This window comes from Rhizobium subbaraonis (genome assembly GCF_900220975.1).
In the GTDB taxonomy this organism is placed as follows: domain Bacteria; phylum Pseudomonadota; class Alphaproteobacteria; order Rhizobiales; family Rhizobiaceae; genus Mycoplana; species Mycoplana subbaraonis.
Map to the genome: position 1 here is coordinate 266225 of NZ_OBQD01000008.1, position 20245 is coordinate 286469.

Consider the following 20245-nt stretch of genomic DNA (forward strand, 5'->3'; position numbering starts at 1 on the left):
CCAGTGACGGCAAAAGGACCGCGCCTCGGCCTTCGAGAGGGCGATCGGCCATCAGCCGGGCCGGACAAGGCAATGGCTGCGGCCGACGATTTTCCGGCGGCGCATGTCCACCCCGCGCGGCAGGCCGCGCGGGGTGGACATGCGCCTTTCCATCGCGAAACAAAATCGCCGGCCTTCGCCATCCTCCGCTGACGCTTCGGCCCTTCGGCTCACGCTCTCAGGGTGCAGGTCCGTCCCGCCCGACGGTTTCGTCGCCATGAAGGCCGCGACGGTCGCGGTCCTTGCCGACGGAGCATCCCATGAGCGAGCATGACGACTACGAACCGCACCACGAGACATCCCCGACCGACCATCTGATCCAGGATTTGCAGCTCCACGGCTACCGCCCCTCCGAAGACGAGTTGGACCAGCGCCCGCCACCTGAAGACCGCATCATCGAAGGCGCCGTCGCCGACATCTTCGACGCCCTGGTCGCCACGATCACCGACACCAGCCTCGACTTCGATCTCCCCGATCTCCTCTGGTCGACCGTCAATATGTTCCACCGTGCCGTGGACCGCATCGAACAGAAGCTCGACGACAACGAGCAGGCGCAAAGGCAGCTTCAGCGCGAACAGGATGGCTCCGAGGTGAAGTCCCTTCAGCTCGAGCGCCTCATCGACATCGGCATGAACCTGATCGACCGCCGCGACGGCATGGAAACCTTCCGCGAAGCCGCCGCTGGACGCTACCTCGTCGCCACCGGCTCCCCCTGGTCGCAACGCACCGGATCACGGGTCAACCATCGCCACCTCACCGCGTCGCTGATCGACAGCAGGGATTTCCTCGCCGCCAGGAGGCGCGCGGATACCGAGGTGCTAGTACCCGCCGGCCCGAAGATCGCCTTCTCGGGCGGCGACACCGCCGACCATAAACAGATCTGGGCCAAGCTCGATCAGATTTATACCAAGCACCCCGACATGGTGCTGCTGCATGGCGGCTCTCCGAAAGGCGCCGAAAAGATCGCTTCCCGCTGGGCCGACAGCCGCAAGGTGCCGCAGGTCGCCTTCAAGCCGGACTGGACGAAGCACGCCAAGGCCGCACCGTTCAAACGCAATGACCAGATGCTCAGCATCGTGCCGATCGGGGTCGTGATCTTCCCCGGTACGGGCATTCAGGACAACCTGGCCGACAAGGCCCGCAAGATGGGCATCCCGGTCTATCGGTTCGGCTCGGGCGGCGCGTGAGCGCCGCCGGGACCGGCTGCCTTGAAAAATGATAGCAACTCTTATATGATGCTATCACCGCTATCAAACTTGCAGGAGGCGCTATCATGCCCGCAGTCACGATCAGGAATCTGTCCGACGCGACGCATCGCGCCCTCAAGGTGCGGGCGGCGCAGCACGGCCGCAGCGCCGAAGCGGAAATGCGCGACATCCTCGAAATGGCTGTTCGTCCCAATACGCGCCTCCGGCTCGGCACGGCGCTCGCGGAACGCAGCCGCCGCCTCGGCTTGACCAATGAGGATGTCGAGGCCCTCGACCAGGCTCATGACAAGGCACCCGCCAAGCCGATGAGCTTCGAATGATCCTCCTCGACACCAATGTCGTATCGGAGGCGATGAAGCCCGCTCCCGACGAGGCCGTGCGCGCATGGCTCGACGAGCAGGCGGCGGAAACACTCTTTCTCTCCAGCGTCACCATCGCCAAGCTGATGTTCGGCATCGGCGCGCTCCCCGACGGCAAGCGCAAGGAGCGTCTCACCGAAGCTCTAGATGGGGTGATGGAACTGTTCGCGGACCGCGTCCTCCCGTTCGATGTCGATGCTGCGCGCCGCTATGCGGATCTCGCTGTCAAAGCCCGAGCGGCCGGGAAAGGCTTCCCTACTCCCGACGGCTACATCGCGGCGGTCGCAGCCGCCAAGGGTTTTGCCGTCGCCACGCGCGACAACAGCGCATTCGAGGCTGCGAATGTCACGGTCATCGATCCCTGGAAGGCCGGGCGCTGACATCCGGCCACCGGCAGCGCAGGTGAGGTCAGCCGAGCCGGCAGCAACAGTCCTCGCTGCATGCAGACAACCCGGTCTCCTGATCGGACGACCACCCCCGCTTCAAGACGCTGATCCTTGGGTTCAGCCGATGGCCTGACGCCATCAACCCGTAAAGGGTCGGACTACGCATAGCGTGCCGCCGCTCCGGCTTCGCCTGCACGGTGATTGCGGCCACCGGCCGAACTCTTCGGGCGCCTGTCAGCGGGGGATGGACCTCCGCTCAAACAGGAGCCAGGTCGATGCCCTTCCAAACCGCTCACGCCTTCGCCTTCAGCCTCGCTACAACCCTGATGGCGGCCATCGTCATCTATCGCGCCGGAGACGGCACGCTCTCCGTCACCCCAGCGTCGGAATATGATGGCGATGAAAACGCCATCGTCGGCGAAATTGACCCCTTCGCCTCCTGAGGCGAACCGGGTCGCGCAGTCGGCGGACGCTTCACGCTTCTGCTCCCCCCGTGGCTCGAATTCTGCTAATCTCGCATGTGCGCCGTGGTGGTGGTGGAGGCGCGTCCGTCTGACATTTGACGAAAGACACCACCATGATCTTCATCGGCATTCTCCTCAGCATCGCCGCCATCGGCTTCCTCTGCTGGCTCCTTTTCACGCTTGCGGTGTTCGCTCTTCCGTTCTTCGCGAGCGTGTCTGCCGGCACATGGGCCTACGGCACCGGCGCGGGCTGGCTCGGCGCGATTGTCGTCGGCTTTGTCGCCGCCGGCCTGACCTTCGGCATCGGCCAATTCCTGCTCGCCACCGTCCGTCCGACCTGGGCACGCCTGCTCATCGCCGCAGCCTTCGTCGCCCCGGCCGTCGTCGCCGGGTTCCATGCCACCCATGGCATCGTGAAGCACACCATGCCGTCGGAGACATGGCAGACCGTGTTCTCGGTCATCGGAGCGATCGCGGTCGGCATCGTCGCCTTCGCGCGCATCACTGGAATGGCGGCCTCCGGCCCATCTGCCGAGCATGTGTCCCACGCCTAAACCCGCAGCGCCCATCGCGGCGGGATCCAGCGGCACATGCCTTTGTCCCCCACGCCATCTGGTCGCCCGATGGGGAAGCGGCATCGCGAAGGATCGGCTGCGCCCACCTGTCACGGAACGATGGAGCGCATCGGGGCGGCAACGACGTCGTGGCCGGCAGATCCTCAGCGTCGAGGCGTTCCGTCAGAGCTGGTGGAATGGCGAAATGCGCAGCGCAGGCCTCTTCGAGGGAGGTCTACGCCTGTGATCGCCGATCGGACTTCCCGGGCCAATGCGAAGGTCTCCGCCGTCTCCGCCGTCGATCCTCCAGCACCCGCACCAAAACGGCCTCTTCAATGGCCTGATCTGGCCGAAGGACGGCTTTGCCTCGAGCGCCTAAGCCACAACGGCTGGCCCCGACTTTCTTCCCCTGCCGGCTGCGCCGTCATTCCTCGCGAAACAACAAAGTCGCGCCTGCGCCATCCTCCGCTTTGCTGCGGTCGCAAGCGATGTGTCGTCGCTCGCCTCCGTCCGGTCGATCGCCATCGAGGCCGCAATGGTGCGGGCTCGAAACGGAAAACGGAGACTTACAATGGCGACCATAGGCACCTTCAAGAAGACCGGCTCGAACGAATTCGGCGGCGAAATCGTCACCCTCAGCGTCCAGGCCAAGGGCGTGCGCATCGTCCCCGACCTGCGCGCCAGCGGCGAGAACGCCCCCAGCCACCGGGTCCTGGTCGGCCGCGCCGAGATCGGCGCCGCCTGGTCCAAGCGCTCCAACGAGGGCCGCGACTATCTGGGCCTCAAGCTCGACGATCCGAGCTTCAACGCTCCGATCTACGCCAACCTCTTCGATGACGAAGACGGCGAAGGTTACTCGCTGATCTGGTCCCGCCCCAACGGCCGCCGCGCAGACTGAGGCGGCTTCACGAGGCCCCGGCCGAAAGGTCGGGGCCGCCTTCCTGCTCAAATCGCACCCGATCGCAGATGCGTGCCCCAAATAGTCGGGTCAAACCGAAGGCGCGCTCTCCAGCTTTACTGCAAAAGCCAGCCCGCAGAACCTTCACTTCACTGACGACAACGCCTCGATTGCCCGAATCAGCAAATCGGCGCCAGCACGACACGGCCCTTCGGCAACCTCTTTGAGCTGGCAGAAACGGGCCAATACGACTAAAATAGCCGTAGTTCTGGAGCGCGCGCCAGTTGCGATGGGAGGTGATCATGCATGATCACCGCCCGACAATCACGGGCCGCACGCGCGTTGCTGGGTTGGACACAGGAGACGCTCGCTGACAAGGCCCGCCTATCGCTGACCGCGCTCAAGCGCCTCGAATCCGAAAGCGGGCTCGATGTGTACGAGACGACGCGCGATCAGGCACGCAGGGCCTTGGAAGCTGCCGGCATCGTCTTCCTGTCGACCGACCGAGGGCAAGGAGTGCTGCTGGTCGATGATCGCGGAAACAAGCCGAACCGATCTACAGGCTTACGCTGACCTGTGGGCAGCCAGGTTCCTCATCATTCGCACTGCCTCCATTTCGGATCAAACATGGATAATAGACGGGCACCGCATATTCGCCGAGTCTGCACCATGACCGCACCATTCCAGGACCTCGCGCCATCGGGGCAAGATCTCACCGATTACGACAAGTCGCACGCCAAACTATACATGCGCTTGCTGGATGCGGCCGCTGACGGCGCGCATTGGGAGGAAGCCGTGCGCGTGCTGTTCGACCTCGATCCCGCCCGTGAACCCGAACGCTGCCGCCGCATCCACGACAGCCACCTCGAACGCGCCCGCTGGATGACCCACACCGGCTATCGACACCTCTTGCGATCGGCTCACCGCTGAGAGGTTTGCCCACCGTGATGCCGTTCTGACATCATGCAATGCCCTCCGCCGGGCTTCCAACACCCTCGTCGCGCCCCGAAAAATCACACGCTCGACCTACGCGCACCACGCGGGAGAGTTGATGCGATGAGGCCCGATACATCGAACTGGCGAGACGACCGCAGCTACGATTTCTTCGATACACTGCCGATCGAAGGTCTCGCCTGGGAGTGCCTTCGCAGATACCGCCCTTATCAGGACGATTACGCCAGTCTGGTCGATGCTGGCGCCGAGACTCAGCCGCTGCCAGACGACAGGCAGCAGCGCTGGGGGTTGCGATTTCCCCGCAAGACCAGGTCGTTCTGCCCTACAGCAACAGGTGGTGTGGTCGCCGCAGAGCGATCCCGCCGTCCTCTTTCTGACAGCGCGGCCGAGCTTTCTGCCGTCCAGCTCAAACCGCCTCGCCGACAGGTTCGCTGCGGGACGTGATGGCCCTGAAGGAGCCTATGCTGGTCTTCCCGAGCACGACCTCCAGCTACTCTTCCTACCCGGCATATCCGCACACGACCAGCTTGCGGCGGTCGTCCCCATCGATGACGACATCCTCGATCGCATCGATGCGCTGACACGCCTCGCGCGCGCCTGGCTCCAGCGTCCGTCATTGCGCGACACGCGCATGACCGCCGAGCAGCGCCGCCGCTTTCGCCTCAAACTTCGTGCTGCTGACGGCCGCATGAACGGCGCGACCTATCGCGACATCGCGATCGCAATCTATGGCGCGGCGCGCATCGATACCGACCCGTGGAAGACCTCGCCGCTGCGGGATGCCGTGATCGCCTTCGCCGAAGCCGGATTGGCCCTCATCGATGGCGGCTATCTGCACCTGCTTCGGCATCGTCGGCGCACCTAGCCTGCGCCACCGACAGGGGTGGGGAATTTAGCCATCCCAAGTCCCCCATCCATCCCGCCGGCGGTTCTCCGCCACCGTTGTCGCTGTCAGCCGCTGATCGCCAGCGGCCCCCAGCAACCCAACGGAGGCCCGCCCAATGCGACCCGATACCGCCGCGCTCCCGCCACGCTACCTGCGGACCAAGGAAGCCGCTGAATTTCTCAGCCTGTCTGCGCGCACCCTGGAAAAGCATCGCACCTACGGCACTGGTCCGGCCTATCACAAACTCGGCGGGCGCGTCGTCTATTCGGTCGACGATCTGGAGACCTGGGCTGAGCGCGGCGCCGTGACCTCGACGTCCGATCCGCGCGGCTCCGTGCTTCCCGCAAAGCGCCAGACGCTACCGACCGGCCAGATCGCCGGCCGATACGCACGCTGATCGTGGCTGGTCCCTTTCATGGTGGTGCGTCGTCGTGACCCTTCGGAGCGTGGGCAGCTCGACCTGTTTCGCGCGCTTCCCGGCGACTTCGCGCCACGAGACGCGCAGGATCTCATGGCCTATCCCTTCTTCTCCCTCTCGAAATCGCACCGCATAGCGCCGATCGATTTTTCGGCGGGCGGCGTCTCCATCCGGGTAGAGGCCGTTCCCGATCATGGCATGGCCACGATCTGGGACGCCGACATCCTGATCTGGGCCGCCAGCCAGATCGTCGAGGCCCGCGACGCAGGCCTGCGCACCTCGCGTCTGATGGCGGCGACACCTTATGAGATCCTCACCTATGTCGGGCGCGGCACATCCATGCGCGACTATCAGCGGCTCAAGGCCGCGCTCGACCGGCTGCAATCGACCACCATCTCGACGTCGATCCGCCAGCCCGCCGAAGGCCGCCGTCACCGCTTCTCGTGGATAAACGAGTGGCAGGAGCGCACGGATCGCCAAGGACGACCGGATGGCATCGAGCTGATCGTCCCCGACTGGTTCTACAAGGCCGTCCTCGATGACGCGCTCATCCTCACCATCGATCCGGCCTATTTCGATCTCACCGGCGGCCTCGATCGCTGGCTCTACCGCATCGTGCGCAAACACGGCGGCCGTCAGCGCGGCGGCTGGCGTTTCGACCTACGCCACCTCCACCTCAAATCCGGCAGCCTGTCGCCGTTCAAGCGCTTCGCCTTCGAACTGCGCGACATCGTGCGGCGCCAACCACTGCCCGGCTACGTCCTGTCGCTCGAAGTGGAAATCGGCGGGCGCACGCTGCTGGCTTTCGAACCACTGGCCGCCTGTGGAAAACCTGTGGACGGCCTCGTGCTATCGGGAACCCGACCTATCGTGCCATCGGGAACCCGAGGCTCGTGCCATCAGGAACCCAGTCCGGCCTTAACTTCTGGAAATCGTGGGCGGATTCGTGCCCTTAACTTAGAGTCTAACCAAGAATCTAACTTTGAAGAGCGCGCGCGCGATGTGGAAAACCTCATCCGCACCGCCGCAGCGAGCCTCCGCGCCGCCGGTAAATCACCGCGCAAGGGTGCTCCAGCAGCTCAGACGGGCCGGAAAGAGAGCGAACCGGCTTCCCCCGATCAGCTGCCGCACCTCGATCGGCCTGGAGGTGCGCGATGATCGTCGCGTTCCTCAACCAGAAAGGCGGTGTCGGCAAGACGACGCTGGCGCTCAACCTCGCAGGCGAACTCGCCGGGCGCGGTCAGCGCGTCACCCTGATCGACGCGGACCCACAAGGCTCGGCCCTCGACTGGTCTCAGCAACGCAGCCATGAGGGCCTGCCGCGCCGGTTCGGCGTCGTCGGCCTGGCGCGCGACACGCTCCACCGCGAAGCGCCGGAGCTGGCCCGCGATCTCGACCACATCGTCATCGACGGCCCACCGCGTGTCGCAGCTCTCATGCGCTCGGCGCTGCTCGCCGCCGATCTCGTGCTGATCCCGGTGCAGCCATCGCCGCTCGACGGCTGGGCATCGGCCGAGATGCTGGCGCTGTTCCGCGAAGCCCGCGTCTATCGCCCGGAACTGGTCGCCCGCTTCGTACTCAATCGCTGCGGCGCGCGCACCATCCTGGCCCGCGAGACGGCCGAGACGCTGGCTGATCACGATCCTCCGCTTCTCGCCACCACCATTGGTCAGCGCATCGCCTTCGCCGCCGCCGCGCAGACCGGCCGCCTGGTCGCCGAACTCGACGATGCGACATCGGCCACACGCGAGATCGCGGCGTTCGCCGACGAACTCTTGCGTCTGCGGATCGACGGGGGCGCACAATGAACGAACGATCCCCTCGTCGTGGCTTCGCCTCGCGCCCCGCCGATCCCGACCAATGGATCAAGGCTGCGGACAACGCACCACGCGCCGCTGACGTCGCTGCGTTCACCGCCAGGCTCACCATCGATGTGACGCCCGAACTGCGCGGACGGATCAAGATCGCCGCGTTCGGGCGCGGCGTCACCGTCGCCGACATGCTGCGCGAGCTGCTCGCGCGTGAATTCCCCTCGACACCAGGAGACCCCACATGACCGGCACTGCGGCTCCCCGCATGCGTGGCGGCCCGCTGCCGTCAGCGCTCCCCCATGACAGCATGACCCACGTCGAACTGACGTGGATCGAGAAGAAAATCGAATACTGGATCAGGTTCGGCCGTGAGGCGCATGAACAGATCCTCGACCGCCGCCGGCGTGTCGTCTCCTTCCGTCCGAACACCGTATTCGCGTTCGTGCGATGGGCAGCCAACGACTTCGGCACGATCATCTCGCGCATCGACATCGTGCGCGCGGTCGAGCCCGGAGAACCCTACCAGACGCTGCCCTTTGTCCGGCCGGGCGGTGAAATCCTGCTCAGGATCGACGGATGGCCGAAGGTCGAAGACGTACTGCGCCACGTCGATGCCATTGAAGCGATCGACATCGAGGCGGACGCCGTTTCGCCGGAACACTGGCGTCACGTCCACAATCGGATGGCGGCTGGACATCAGCCGCGCCCCTATACGCTCGACCAGCATCGCGCCTTCCTCCTGCGCCGGAGGACGCGGTCGTGACGCGCGCCGGTCTCTTCCTCGTCATGGCTCTCGCGACCACGGGCATCGGCTATCCGGCGCTCACCCCGATGCCGATCAAGTTCCTGTGGAACGCATCGGCGAGCGCCCCCATTGGCTTCTACACGATCGACGTCGATGGCCCGTTCGACGTCACCGATCTCGTTGCCGTCGATGCGCCCGAGCCGCTCGCGACCTTCATGGCCGAACGCGGCTATCTTCCCAAAGGCGTCCCGCTGCTGAAGCGCATCCTCGGCGTTTCCGGGCAGACCGTTTGCCGCTCGAACCTCTCCGTTACGATCGACGGCCTCGAGATGGGCGATGCGCTGCCGCGTGATCGCGCCGGGCGTGACCTCCCGGTCTGGCAGGGCTGCCGCCGTATCCCGACCGGCGAAGTCTTCCTCATGAACTGGCAGGTCCGCGACAGCCTGGACGGTCGCTATTTCGGCCTGACCTCCACCGACCAGATCATCGGCCGCGCCGTCCCCCTGTGGACCGACGAGGACGGAACGGGCCGCTTCGAATGGCGCGCACCGACGCGATGAACACCTCGCCATCGGCGGGGGACGGCGCCCACCGATGGCTTTCCCAACGTCGCCGCAAAGGAAGTCATCATGCCTCAGATTGGTCAATTCACGCGCCAGGACACGGGCTTCGCCGGCAAGCTGGAGACGTTCACGCTCTTCCGCGATGTCGTCATCGTGCCGGCAGAGCCCTCCGATGCCGAGAACGCGCCGGATTACCGCGTTCACGCCAGCGACGATGGCAAAGCCGAAGCAGGTCCGGAAATCGGTGCGGGCTGGAAACGCACCGGCGAGCGCGCGGGCGAATACGTTGCCGTACTGATCGACGACCCTGCGCTGCCGCAGCCGATCCGCGCCAATCTGTTCCGCGACGATGACGCCGGGAACGCCTGGTCGCTGCACTGGTCGCGCCCGCGCGACCGCGCCGGGAAGGACTGACCGATGTCCGGTCCTCGTCCAACGATGAGCCGTAGGGATGCGCGCGGGCGGCATCACGCCGTCCGGCGCATGGCCTTCCTTCTCTTTTCCGGCCTGGCCCTCGCAGCAGGCGCACAGGACGCCGCTCTTGCCCAGTCCGTGTCGGCTGCGCGCACGGTCGCTGGCGATCCGCACGCCGCCTTCGTCACCGAAGCCTCGCAGCGGTTCGGCATTCCCGAACACTGGATCGTCGCCGTCAAACGCGCCGAAAGCGCCGGCGATGTGCGCGCCATATCGTCGGCCGGCGCGCTGGGGTTGATGCAGGTCATGCCCGATACCTGGGCCGCGCTTCGCGTTCGCTATGGGCTCGGGCGTGATCCCTACGACCCGCGCGACAACATCCTCGCAGGCGCTGCCTACCTGCGCGAAATGTTCGACCGCTATCGCACGATCCCCGCAATGCTGGGGGCCTACAATGCGGGGCCTGGCCGCTACGACGAATACGTCCAGACCGGCCGCGCCCTGCCCGCCGAAACGCGGGCCTACATCGCGCTGCTGGCTCCGCAGCTAGGCGCACCATCGCCGGCGAGCGCGCCATCAGTTTCGCCGCCACCGCCGCCGGATTGGCGGGAAGCGCCGCTCTTCGTCGTGCGTTCCGCCGACGCTCGTTCGGCAACATCGCCATCGGAAAGCGCGCGGTCGAACGACAGCCGCTCCTCCGTCGCGGCGCGCACTCCCGATACCGCCGAAGACTCGAACGCCCCGATCGTGGTCGCTCGCTCTGACGGGGGGACGCCCCGATGAGCTGCGGAAGTATCCTTCGCACTCTGTCGCATTCCGGCGTGACATGGAGGGCACAAGGGGGAGAGGCAGGCACAACAACCGCACGATGGCAGGATAAAAGGCCGCACATTGCGCGGCGGTCGGGCGGTTGTTTTTGCAAGAGGTTTTGGCGCGCTCCGCACATTGCCGTGCTCATCGGCAATGTGCGCCTGACGCCCAATTGCTTGTATCAGCGTGATTTTTCGCACATTGCGGCCTTGCGTCATGGCCGATGACCACGAGTTTCGTGTTCGGCCTGGGCGCATCCGGTCAAACCGTGCGCAGTCGGCTCGGCCCTTCATCGCGCAGGCGCTGGCCGCCGCGAAGAAGGCGGGCGGCGGCGTCTCGCGCTCCGGGCGCGTCGTTGCCGCCAATCGCTCGCGCTTCGGCCACGGCCAGCGCGCCAGCATCCAGGCGAACCGCTTCATCACCGCGCGCACGCGCGGCGCAGTCATCAAGGCCCGCGTCGTGCGGCACTCCGGCCGCACCGCGCCGCTCGGCACGCATCTCGACTATCTCCGCCGCGATGGCGTGACCCGTGAGGGAGAAAAGGCCCGGCTGTTCGGGCCGGGAACGGAGGAAGCTGATGGCCGCGCCTTCGCCGGGCGATGCGAGGATGATCGCCATCATTTCCGCTTCATCGTCTCACCGGACGACGCCGTGGAGATGTCGGACCTCAAGTCCTTCACCCGCGATCTTGTCGGCCAGATAGAAAGGGACCTGGACACGCGGCTCGATTGGGTCGCGGTCGATCACTGGAACACCGAGCATCCTCACGTCCATCTGATCGTGCGCGGCGTCCGCGACGACGGCCAGGACCTCGTGATCTCGCGCGACTACATCAAGGAGGGTATGCGCGATCGCGCGCGTGACCTCATCACACAAGAGCTTGGCCCGCGCACGGATCTCGATATTCGCCGCACGCTCGAACGCCAGACCGAGGCGGAGCGCTGGACGCACCTTGATCGGCAGCTTGCCCGCGACGCTGGAAAGACCGGCGTCATCGATGTCGCCCCGGAAGGCGGCCGCCAGCCCGACGCTTACGCCGTCGAGAAAGTAGGTCGCCTGCGCAAACTCGCAACCCTCGGCCTCGCCAGTGAAGTCGGACCTGGCCAGTGGATGATCGACGATCAGGCTGAGGTGACGCTGCGCCAGCTCGGCGAACGCGGCGACATCATCAAGCGCATGCACCGCGCACTCACCGAACGCGGTATCGACCGCGGCTCGGGCAACTATGTCCTGGCAGGGGAAAGTCTCGATGTGCCGGTCATCGGCCGTCTGGTCGAGCGCGGCCTCGATGACGAGCTGAAGGGAACGGCCTACGCCGTGGTCGACGGCGTCGATGGCCGGACCCACCACATCCGCTTGCCGCATCTCGATGCGGCGGGGGACAGCGCACCGGGCTCGATCGTCGAGCTGCGCGCCTATGAAGATGCGAGAGGCGAACGCCGCGTCGCGCTCGCCGTCCGCTCCGATCTCGATCTCCAGCATCAGGTGAACGCCTCGGGCGCGACCTGGCTCGACCGGCAGTCCATCGCCCGCGAACCCATCGCCATGTCGGAGGGCGGCTTCGGCGCCGAGGTGCGGCACGCAATGCGACAACGGGCGGAGCATCTGGTCCACGAAGGTCTCGCCGAGCAGCAAGGCCGCCGCGTCATCTTCAGCCGCAACCTGATCGAGACGCTTCGCCGCCGCGAGGTCGACGCCGTTGCCGACCGGCTGGCGAAGGAGACAGGCCGGCCGTTCAAAGTGGCCGGCAATGGCGAATATGTCGCCGGCACCTATCGCCAGCGCATGACGCTCGCATCCGGCCGCTTCGCGATGATCGATGACGGCCTCGGCTTCCAGCTCGTGCCCTGGTCGCCGTCCCTCGAAAGCCAGCTCGGCAAACACGTCTCCGGGGTCGCCCGCGGCGACGGCGGTGTCGACTGGAGCTTCGGCCGCAAGCGGGGGCTCGGCCTCTAATCACCTAAGAAGAAAGGACCGCAGCAATGTCCGCGACCAAAATCCTGTGGGGCCAGATCGCCGTCGTCTTCCTCATCGTGCTGCTCACCACCTGGGCGGCGACGCAATATGTCGCATGGAGCCTCGGCTTTCAGGCACAGCTCGGCGCGCCCTGGTTTTCCCTGTTCGGCCTACCGATCTACTATCCGCCGGCGTTCTTCTGGTGGTGGTATTTCTACGACGCCTACGCGCCGGAGGTCTTCGCCAAGGGCGGGATGATCTCGGCGTCGGGCGGCTTCATCGCCATAGCCGTCGCCATCGGCATGTCGGTCTGGCGCGCCCGCGAAGCAAAAAGCGCAGCGACCTACGGCTCCGCCCGCTGGGCCGGAAAGGACGAGGTGAAGGCCGCGGGCCTGCTCAGTCCCGACGGTGTCGTGCTCGGCCGCTATGATCGCGACTATCTCCGTCACGACGGCCCCGAGCATGTGCTTTGCTTCGCCCCGACCCGATCGGGCAAGGGCGTCGGCTTGGTCGTGCCCTCCCTGTTGACCTGGCCGGGCTCGGCCATCGTCCACGACATCAAAGGGGAAAACTGGCAGCTCACCGCCGGTTTTCGCGCCCGGCATGGCCGCGTTCTGCTGTTCGACCCGACCAACCCCAAATCGTCGGCCTACAATCCGCTGCTCGAGGTGCGCCGCGGCGAATGGGAAGTCCGCGACGTCCAGAACATCGCCGACATCCTGGTCGATCCCGAAGGCTCGCTCGAAAAGCGGAACCATTGGGAGAAGACCAGTCATGCCCTGCTGGTCGGCGCCATCCTGCATGTGCTCTACGCCGAGGACGACAAGACATTGGCCGGCGTCGCCGCTTTCCTGTCCGATCCAAAGCGCCCGATCGAGTCGACGCTTGCCGCGATGATGAAGACCAGCCACCTCGGCGAGGCAGGGCCGCACCCCGTCATCGCCAGCGCCGCGCGCGAGTTGCTCAACAAATCGGACAACGAACGCTCGGGCGTGCTCTCCACCGCCATGTCGTTTCTCGGCCTCTACCGTGACCCTGTCGTCGCCGAGGTGACACGGCGCTGCGACTGGCGGATCAGCGACATGGTGGGCGGCAAGCTCCCGACCACGCTCTACCTTGTCGTGCCGCCGTCCGACATCAACCGCACCAAGCCATTGATACGCCTGATCCTCAATCAGGTCGGCCGCCGTCTCACCGAGGATCTGCAAGCGAAGGCCGGGCGGCATCGCCTGCTGCTCATGCTCGACGAGTTTCCCGCCCTCGGCCGCCTCGATTTCTTCGAGTCCGCGCTGGCCTTCATGGCGGGCTACGGTCTCAAGAGCTTTCTGATCGCTCAATCGCTGAATCAGATCGAGAAGGCTTACGGCCCGAACAACTCGGTCCTCGACAACTGCCATGTGCGCGTTTCCTTTGCGACGAACGACGAAAGGACCGCGAAGCGGGTCAGCGACGCGCTCGGAACCGCGACCGAGATGAAGGCGATGAAGAACTACGCCGGGCATCGGCTCTCGCCCTGGCTCGGCCATTTGATGGTGTCGCGTTCGGAGACCGCGCGACAGCTCCTGACACCAGGCGAGATCATGCAGCTCCCGCCGACCGACGAGATCGTCATGGTCGCCGGGACGCCGCCGATCCGGGCGAAGAAGGCGCGCTACTATGAAGATGCCCGCTTCAAGGAACGCATCATGTCACCGCCGGGGCTGGCGCGGCCTGCTGAAGGTCGGCCCGACGATTGGAGCAAGCTGCCGATCCCCGCGCGCCCGGACATGACCGAAAACGCTGCGCCAACGATGAGCGGTGACAACGAAGAGGATTCCACCGACTCCGAACGTCGGCATCAGCCCGAACTCAACCGGGTGAACCCCATCGAAAAGAAGGCGCCGATCGACAATGAGTTTGAGATCGATTTGCCTGACGACACAGAGGACGACGCCGCGCGCAACCAGCGGCTGACCCGCGTCATGCGCGGCGTTGCCCGCCAGGTCTCGCTCGATCCCAATGACGGCATGGAGCTGTAGCACCATGCCCGGACGCAAGAAGAAGGTGCCGATTTCCGTATATCTCGACCCCGACATCATGGCGACACTATCGGACTATGCAGGCCGACGTGAACAACCGCTCTCCCTGATCGCCGAGGCCGCCATCGCGTCCTTCCTGTCGCCGGACGATGCGGAGCGGCGTGAAGCCGTGGTCGCCAAACGCCTCGACCAGATCGATCGCCGTCTCAACCGCATGGAGCGCGACATCGGGATCTCCGTCGAGACCATGGCCGTATTCATCCGGTTCTGGCTCAACACGACGCCGGCGCTGCCCGAGCCCGCAGCCCAGGCAGCGCGCGCCATGGTCGGGAAGCGCTACGAGGCGTTCATCGCGGCCCTTGGACGGCGCTTGGCCCAGGGACCGAAACTTCGGCAGGAGATCGTTGAAGATGTCGGCGAGTCGCCGTCCAGCCCGACAGAGAGCGATCCATAGGCTTCAGCGCGCGTGGATCAATAGCATCGCCCAACCGCCGTTCTCCTGTATTTGCACGCCACGCTACTACGACGATCGATACTTGTTGAATCAGCCTGATTCACGGCTCTTTTAATCACCCCGATCCGGGGACCGTCTTTTTCAGCCCCGTCAGAAAGCGGGGCCGAAATGACCACAACCAGCCAGAAGCCGGAGGCGTTCGCGCGCGGTGCGCGCATGCTTCGCACCGCGCTCGGCTCGACCATCACCCATTTTCTCGAAGACCCAGCCGTCGTCGAAATCATGCTGAACCCGGACGGCCGTCTCTGGGTAGATCGCCTCTCTGAAGGGCTGGCCGATACGGGTGAGACGCTGTCGCCCGCCGATGGCGAACGCATCGTGCGGCTGGTCGCTCACCATGTCGGCGTCGAGGTGCATCCGCGCAGCCCGCGAGTCTCCGCCGAGCTTCCTGAGACGGGAGAGCGGTTCGAGGGCTTGCTGCCGCCCGTTGTCGCCGCACCGGCCTTCGCCATCCGCAAGCCCGCCGTCGCGATCTTCACGCTCGACGATTATGTGGCCGCCGGAATCATGTTCGCCGACCAGGCGGCGACGCTACGCGCAGCCGTGATGGCGCGCGCCAATATCCTTGTCGCGGGCGGCACTTCCACCGGCAAAACCACGCTGACCAATGCGCTTCTGGCCGAGGTCGCCAAGACGGCGGATCGCGTCGTCATCATCGAGGATACCCGCGAGCTTCAGTGCGCCGCGCCCAATCTTGTCGCCATGCGGACCAAGGATGGAGTGGCCACGCTCTCGGAGCTGGTTCGCTCTTCGCTACGCCTGCGCCCCGATCGCATTCCCATCGGCGAGGTGCGCGGCTCTGAAGCTCTCGATCTCCTGAAAGCATGGGGAACCGGCCACCCCGGCGGCATCGGCACGATCCACGCCGGGAGCGGCATCGGCGCGCTGCGCCGCCTTGAACAACTCATCCAGGAGGCCGTCGTCACGGTCCCGCGCGCCCTGATCGCCGAGACCATCGATCTTGTTGCCGTCCTCTCCGGCCGCGGCTCCGCGCGCCGGCTCGCCGAACTCGCCCGTGTCGAAGGGCTCGGCCCGGACGGTGACTACGCCATCACCCCCGCAACCCTTGACCGCACAGGAGCCCCAACATGATCCGCACCACGATGAGCGTTCGCCGCTATGCCGCGACGGCCGCCGCCTTCACCTACATCAACCTCGTCCTCGTTCCCGCCGCCCATGCCTCCGGCTCGTCCATGCCGTGGGAAGCACCGCTCCAGAAAATTCTCGAATCCATCGAGGGGCCGGTCGCCAAGATCGTCGCCGTCATCATCATTATCGCCACTGGCCTGGCGCTGGCGTTCGGTGACACGTCCGGCGGCTTCCGGAAGCTGATCCAGATCGTCTTCGGTCTCAGCATCGCGTTTGCGGCGTCGAGCTTCTTCCTGTCGTTCTTCTCATTCGGCGGCGGGGCGCTCGTCTGATGGCGGCGGCGCTCGAACAACTCGACGCGGTGCCGGGTTTCACCGTCCCGGTTCACCGGGCGCTGACCGAGCACATTCTGCTGGGCGGCGCACCGCGCGCGCTCGCCATCCTGAACGGCACGCTGGCCGGAGCCGTGGGCCTCGGCCTGCGCCTCTGGCTCGTCGGTCTGCTGATCTGGGCCGTTGGCCATATCGCAGCCGTGTGGGCTGCAAAGCGCGATCCGCTCTTCGTCGAGGTCGGCCGCCGCCACCTGCGCATCCCCGCTCATCTGTCCGTCTGAGGAGGCGCATCGCCATGATGAATCTTGCCGAATATCGCCGCACCGCAACCCGACTCGCTGACTATCTGCCCTGGGTCGCGCTCGTCGCCGAGGGCGTCGTGCTTAACAAGGATGGCAGCTTTCAGCGCACGGCCCGCTTCCGCGGCCCTGATCTGGACTCCGCGGTCGCTGCCGAACTGGTCGCCGTCGCCGGGCGGCTCAACAACGCTTTCCGCCGTCTCGGATCGGGTTGGGCCATCTTCGTCGAGGCGCAGCGGCACGAGGCGTCGATCTATCCGGCAGACCTGTTTCCCGACGCAGCCGCAGCGCTCCTCGATGCCGAGCGCAAAGCCGATTTCGAGGAAACAGGCGCGCATTACGTCTCCGGCTACTATCTCACCATCACCTATCTGCCGCCGGCCGAGGACGCCGCGCGCACCGAAGCCTGGCTCTATGAGGGCCGCGAACGCGCTGGCATCGATCCGAAGGAAATCCTGAACACCTTTGTCGACCGCACCGATCGCGTGCTGGCGCTACTCGACGGCTTTATGCCGGAATGCCAGTGGCTCGATAGCAGCGAGACGCTGACCTATCTCCATTCGACCGTCTCGACCAAACGGCACCGCGTCCGCGTGCCCGAAACGCCGGTCTATCTCGACGCGCTGCTCGCCGACCAACCGCTCACCGGCGGCCTGGAGCCGCGTCTCGGAACGGCGCATCTGCGCGTTCTCACCATTGTCGGTTTCCCAACCGCGACCACACCCGGCATCCTCGACGATCTCAATCGGCTCGCCTTCCCCTATCGCTGGTCGACGCGCGCCATCCTGCTCGACAAGACCGACGCGACCAAGCTGCTGACCAAGATCCGCCGCCAATGGTTCGCCAAGCGCAAAAGCATCGCCGCGATCCTGAAAGAGGTGCTGACCAACGAGGCGTCCGCGCTGGTCGATACCGACGCCTCGAACAAGGCGGCGGACGCCGATCTCGCCCTCCAGGAACTCGGCGCTGACTACGCCGGCCAATCCTATGTCACCGCGACGATCGCGGTATGGGACAACGATCCCCGAATTGCCGACGAGAAGCTTCGCCTCGCCGAGAAAGTCATCCAGGGCCGCGACTTCACGGCCATGACTGAAACGATCAATGCCGTCGATGCCTGGCTGGGCTCATTGCCGGGACATGTTTACGCCAACGTGCGCCAGCCCCCGATCTCGACGCTGAATCTCGCCCACATGATCCCGCTCTCGGCGGTGTGGGCGGGGCCGGAACGGGACGAGCATTTCGGAGCGCCCCCCTTGCTGTTCGGCAAGACCGAGGGCTCGACCCCGTTCCGGTTTTCTCTCCATGTCGGCGATGTCGGTCACACGCTCGTCGTCGGCCCGACCGGCGCCGGCAAATCGGTGCTTCTCGCCGTCATGGCCTTGCAGTTCCGGCGCTACGCCGGTGCCCAGGTCTTCGCCTTCGACTTCGGCGGTTCGATCCGCGCCGCCGCGCTCGCCATGGGCGGTGATTGGCACGATCTCGGCGGCGATCTCACCGAGGGCGTGGACTCCTCGGTCGCGCTGCAACCGCTTGCGCGCATTCACGACACGCCCGAACGCGCCTGGGCGGCCGACTGGATCGTCGCCATCCTGATCCGCGAAGGCATCGCGATCACCCCCGAGGTGAAGGAGCACCTTTGGTCGGCGCTGACCTCACTGGCATCGGCGCCGGTCGAGGAGCGCACGATCACCGGCCTCACGGTGTTGCTCCAAGCGAACGAGCTGAAGCAGGCGCTGCGACCGTATTGCGTGGGCGGCCCCTATGGGCGGCTACTCGACGCCGAGGTCGAACATCTCGGCTCGGCATCGGTGCAGGCGTTCGAGATCGAGGGACTGGTCGGGACTGGCGCGGCACCCGCCGTCCTCGCCTATCTCTTCCATCGCATCGGCGACCGTCTCGACGGCTCGCCGACGCTGCTCATCATCGACGAGGGCTGGCTCGCACTCGACGACGATGCCTTCTCCGGGCAATTGCGCGAGTGGCTGAAGACGCTGCGCAAGAAAAACGCCAGCGTCATCTTCGCCACGCAGTCGCTGTCCGACATAGACAACAGCAACATCGCCCCGGCCATCATCGAGAGCTGCCCGACAAGGCTCCTCCTGCCGAACGAACGCGCGATCGAGCCGCAGATCACGGAGATCTATCGGCGCTTCGGTCTCAACGACCGCCAGATCGAAATCCTCGCGCGGGCCACGCCCAAGCGCGACTATTACTGCCAGTCGCGGCGCGGCAATCGCCTGTTCGAGCTGGGGCTCTCCGAAGTCGGCCTCGCGCTCGCCGCCACCTCCTCCAAGACCGACCAGTCCGAGATCGCGCGCACAGTCGCCGAGCATGGCCGCGAGGGCTTTCTCGCCGCCTGGCTGCGCCTGCGCGGCGCCGAGTGGGCCGCAGACCTCATCCCTGACCTCACGAACCTCACCCCTCAGCAGTCCGAGAAGGAGTAATGATCATGAATACGCTTCGTTCACGCCCGCGCGCGCTGTCGCTCGCGGCCTTCATCCTGGCGATACCGCTCGCCGCATCGCCGGTGCTGACCGCGCCAGCGCACGCGCAATTCGGTTTCGGCGGTATCGTCTATGACCCTACCAACTACGCCCAGAACGTCCTGACGGCGGCGCGCTCCCTCGAGCAGATCAACAACCAGATCCGCTCGCTTCAGAACGAGGCGCAGAGCCTCATCAACCAGGCCAAGAATCTGGCGAACCTGCCGTACTCGGCGCTCCAACAGATTCAGCAGAACGTCCAGCGCACCCAGCAGCTCCTCGGCCAGGCGCAGAACATCGCCTTCGACGTCCAGAACGTCGATCGGATGTTCCAGCAGCAATATGGCAGCGTCTCACTGTCGTCATCGGACGCCAAGCTCATCACCGACGCTCGCTCGCGCTGGCAGAACACCGTCGGCGGTTTGCAGGACGCCATGCGCATTCAGGCCGGCGTCGTCGGCAATATCGACAGCAATCGCACGCAGATGTCGAACCTCGTCAGCCAGAGCCAGGGCGCACAGGGTGCGTTGCAGGCGACACAGGCAGGCAATCAGCTTCTCGCGCTGCAATCGCAGCAGCTCTCCGACCTGATCGCGCTGATCTCCGCCAACGGCCGGGCCACGGCGCTGACTGACGCGGAGCGCGCGGCGGCGGCCGATCAAGGCCGGGAGCAGCGCCGCCGCTTCCTCACGCCGGGCGCGGGCTATCAGCCCGGCAACGCGCAGATGTTCGGTAACGGCAACTGAGGTCGCGGTCATGGACGGCAAGATGCTGGCCCGGCTGGGCGCCATCGTTTTCGTATCGTTCGCCATCACGGCGACGGCGATCGAGATGACCCGGAAGGACGCGGCCCCTGAAACGGAGCGCGTCCACGCTGTCGAACCCAAGCGCGATGCGCTCCGCGAAGGGCAGCGCCGGTGCCAGCAGCTTGGCCAGGCGGCGGCGAGCGATACCGACTGCATGCGCATCTGGGCCGAGAGCCGCGATCGCTTCCTCGGTCGCCTCCCGGCGCCTGCTGTCCGGACAACAGAAGGACGGTGAA

General features: G+C 65.7%; 27 protein-coding genes. All 27 read left to right on the forward strand.

The annotated features are described in order from the left end of the window. Window positions 1-299: 299 nt before the first annotated feature. The 27 genes from CRO48_RS14450 to trbK-alt all read left to right on the forward strand — a co-directional run bounded on the left by CRO48_RS14450 (window position 300) and on the right by trbK-alt (window position 20244). Window positions 300-1226 carry a DUF2493 domain-containing protein gene (locus CRO48_RS14450; protein WP_097140441.1) on the forward strand — a complete coding sequence of 309 codons (927 nt, stop codon included), beginning with the start codon at window positions 300-302 and terminating at the stop codon, window positions 1224-1226. Window positions 1227-1312: 86 nt separating this feature from the next. Next, on the forward strand, window positions 1313-1567 hold the full coding sequence (locus tag CRO48_RS14455) for a FitA-like ribbon-helix-helix domain-containing protein (protein WP_097140443.1): 255 nt from the start codon (window positions 1313-1315) through the stop codon (window positions 1565-1567). Then, window positions 1564-1986 carry a type II toxin-antitoxin system VapC family toxin gene (locus tag CRO48_RS14460; protein ID WP_097140444.1) on the forward strand — a complete coding sequence of 141 codons (423 nt, stop codon included), beginning with the start codon at window positions 1564-1566 and terminating at the stop codon, window positions 1984-1986. The genes CRO48_RS14455 and CRO48_RS14460 overlap by 4 nt, the downstream gene beginning before the upstream one ends. A 281-nt stretch (window positions 1987-2267) precedes the next feature. Next, window positions 2268-2435 carry a hypothetical protein gene (locus CRO48_RS32205; protein ID WP_169800605.1) on the forward strand — a complete coding sequence of 56 codons (168 nt, stop codon included), beginning with the start codon at window positions 2268-2270 and terminating at the stop codon, window positions 2433-2435. Window positions 2436-2569: 134 nt separating this feature from the next. Next, complete coding sequence (locus tag CRO48_RS14465; RefSeq protein ID WP_097140446.1) at window positions 2570-3010, forward strand: hypothetical protein; 441 nt, start codon at window positions 2570-2572, stop codon at window positions 3008-3010. A gap of 571 nt (window positions 3011-3581) precedes the next feature. Then, window positions 3582-3908, forward strand: a complete 327-nt coding sequence (locus CRO48_RS14475; protein ID WP_041535876.1) for a DUF736 domain-containing protein — start codon at window positions 3582-3584, stop codon at window positions 3906-3908. 306 nt (window positions 3909-4214) lie between these two features. Further along, entirely contained in the window at window positions 4215-4481 is a 267-nt protein-coding gene (locus tag CRO48_RS14480; protein ID WP_045811379.1) for a helix-turn-helix domain-containing protein, read from the forward strand. A 96-nt stretch (window positions 4482-4577) separates the two neighbouring features. Beyond that, entirely contained in the window at window positions 4578-4838 is a 261-nt protein-coding gene (locus CRO48_RS14485) for a DNA -binding domain-containing protein (RefSeq protein ID WP_097140448.1), read from the forward strand. A gap of 126 nt (window positions 4839-4964) precedes the next feature. Next, complete coding sequence (locus CRO48_RS32915) at window positions 4965-5306, forward strand: transcriptional regulator domain-containing protein (protein ID WP_245423528.1); 342 nt, start codon at window positions 4965-4967, stop codon at window positions 5304-5306. Then, window positions 5200-5727, forward strand: a complete 528-nt coding sequence (locus CRO48_RS14495; RefSeq protein WP_342588276.1) for a DUF2285 domain-containing protein — start codon at window positions 5200-5202, stop codon at window positions 5725-5727. Before CRO48_RS32915 ends, CRO48_RS14495 begins: the two co-directional genes overlap by 107 nt. Before the next feature lie 136 nt (window positions 5728-5863). After that, complete coding sequence (locus CRO48_RS14500) at window positions 5864-6145, forward strand: helix-turn-helix transcriptional regulator (protein ID WP_012110094.1); 282 nt, start codon at window positions 5864-5866, stop codon at window positions 6143-6145. A gap of 18 nt (window positions 6146-6163) precedes the next feature. Next, a complete protein-coding gene (locus CRO48_RS14505) occupies window positions 6164-7324 on the forward strand; it encodes a replication initiator protein A (protein WP_097140451.1) in 1161 nt (386 codons plus the stop codon). Continuing rightward, complete coding sequence (gene parA / locus CRO48_RS14510) at window positions 7321-7974, forward strand: ParA family partition ATPase (RefSeq protein ID WP_097140453.1); 654 nt, start codon at window positions 7321-7323, stop codon at window positions 7972-7974. The genes CRO48_RS14505 and parA overlap by 4 nt, the downstream gene beginning before the upstream one ends. Next, on the forward strand, window positions 7971-8222 hold the full coding sequence (locus CRO48_RS14515; RefSeq protein WP_047820995.1) for a hypothetical protein: 252 nt from the start codon (window positions 7971-7973) through the stop codon (window positions 8220-8222). Before parA ends, CRO48_RS14515 begins: the two co-directional genes overlap by 4 nt. After that, complete coding sequence (locus CRO48_RS14520; protein WP_097140455.1) at window positions 8219-8740, forward strand: DUF2840 domain-containing protein; 522 nt, start codon at window positions 8219-8221, stop codon at window positions 8738-8740. The genes CRO48_RS14515 and CRO48_RS14520 overlap by 4 nt, the downstream gene beginning before the upstream one ends. Further along, window positions 8737-9282: a S26 family signal peptidase gene (locus tag CRO48_RS14525; RefSeq protein WP_097140456.1), complete on the forward strand. Its 546-nt coding sequence runs from the start codon at window positions 8737-8739 to the stop codon at window positions 9280-9282. The genes CRO48_RS14520 and CRO48_RS14525 overlap by 4 nt, the downstream gene beginning before the upstream one ends. 69 nt (window positions 9283-9351) lie before the next feature. Beyond that, window positions 9352-9699 carry a DUF736 domain-containing protein gene (locus tag CRO48_RS14530; protein WP_045811420.1) on the forward strand — a complete coding sequence of 116 codons (348 nt, stop codon included), beginning with the start codon at window positions 9352-9354 and terminating at the stop codon, window positions 9697-9699. Window positions 9700-9702: 3 nt separating this feature from the next. After that, on the forward strand, window positions 9703-10482 hold the full coding sequence (locus CRO48_RS14535) for a lytic transglycosylase domain-containing protein (RefSeq protein WP_097140458.1): 780 nt from the start codon (window positions 9703-9705) through the stop codon (window positions 10480-10482). A 243-nt stretch (window positions 10483-10725) separates the two neighbouring features. After that, window positions 10726-12465, forward strand: coding sequence for a relaxase/mobilization nuclease domain-containing protein (locus CRO48_RS14540; RefSeq protein ID WP_097140460.1), 1740 nt, complete (start codon window positions 10726-10728; stop codon window positions 12463-12465). A gap of 26 nt (window positions 12466-12491) precedes the next feature. Then, on the forward strand, window positions 12492-14483 hold the full coding sequence (locus CRO48_RS14545; protein WP_097140462.1) for a conjugal transfer protein TraG: 1992 nt from the start codon (window positions 12492-12494) through the stop codon (window positions 14481-14483). Between the two features lie 4 nt (window positions 14484-14487). After that, entirely contained in the window at window positions 14488-14937 is a 450-nt protein-coding gene (locus CRO48_RS14550; protein ID WP_097140464.1) for a CopG family transcriptional regulator, read from the forward strand. Between the two features lie 168 nt (window positions 14938-15105). Continuing rightward, a complete protein-coding gene (trbB, locus tag CRO48_RS14555; protein WP_097140466.1) occupies window positions 15106-16089 on the forward strand; it encodes a P-type conjugative transfer ATPase TrbB in 984 nt (327 codons plus the stop codon). Beyond that, window positions 16086-16418 (forward strand): TrbC/VirB2 family protein, encoded by a 333-nt coding sequence (locus CRO48_RS14560; RefSeq protein WP_097140468.1) that lies wholly within the window; start codon window positions 16086-16088, stop codon window positions 16416-16418. The genes trbB and CRO48_RS14560 overlap by 4 nt, the downstream gene beginning before the upstream one ends. Next, window positions 16418-16699: a VirB3 family type IV secretion system protein gene (locus CRO48_RS14565; protein ID WP_097140470.1), complete on the forward strand. Its 282-nt coding sequence runs from the start codon at window positions 16418-16420 to the stop codon at window positions 16697-16699. Before CRO48_RS14560 ends, CRO48_RS14565 begins: the two co-directional genes overlap by 1 nt. A gap of 14 nt (window positions 16700-16713) precedes the next feature. After that, entirely contained in the window at window positions 16714-19164 is a 2451-nt protein-coding gene (trbE, locus tag CRO48_RS14570) for a conjugal transfer protein TrbE (RefSeq protein WP_097140472.1), read from the forward strand. A gap of 5 nt (window positions 19165-19169) precedes the next feature. After that, complete coding sequence (gene trbJ / locus CRO48_RS14575; RefSeq protein WP_047167729.1) at window positions 19170-19949, forward strand: P-type conjugative transfer protein TrbJ; 780 nt, start codon at window positions 19170-19172, stop codon at window positions 19947-19949. A gap of 10 nt (window positions 19950-19959) precedes the next feature. Beyond that, window positions 19960-20244: a putative entry exclusion protein TrbK-alt gene (gene trbK-alt / locus CRO48_RS14580; RefSeq protein WP_097140474.1), complete on the forward strand. Its 285-nt coding sequence runs from the start codon at window positions 19960-19962 to the stop codon at window positions 20242-20244. Window position 20245 lies beyond the last annotated feature (1 nt).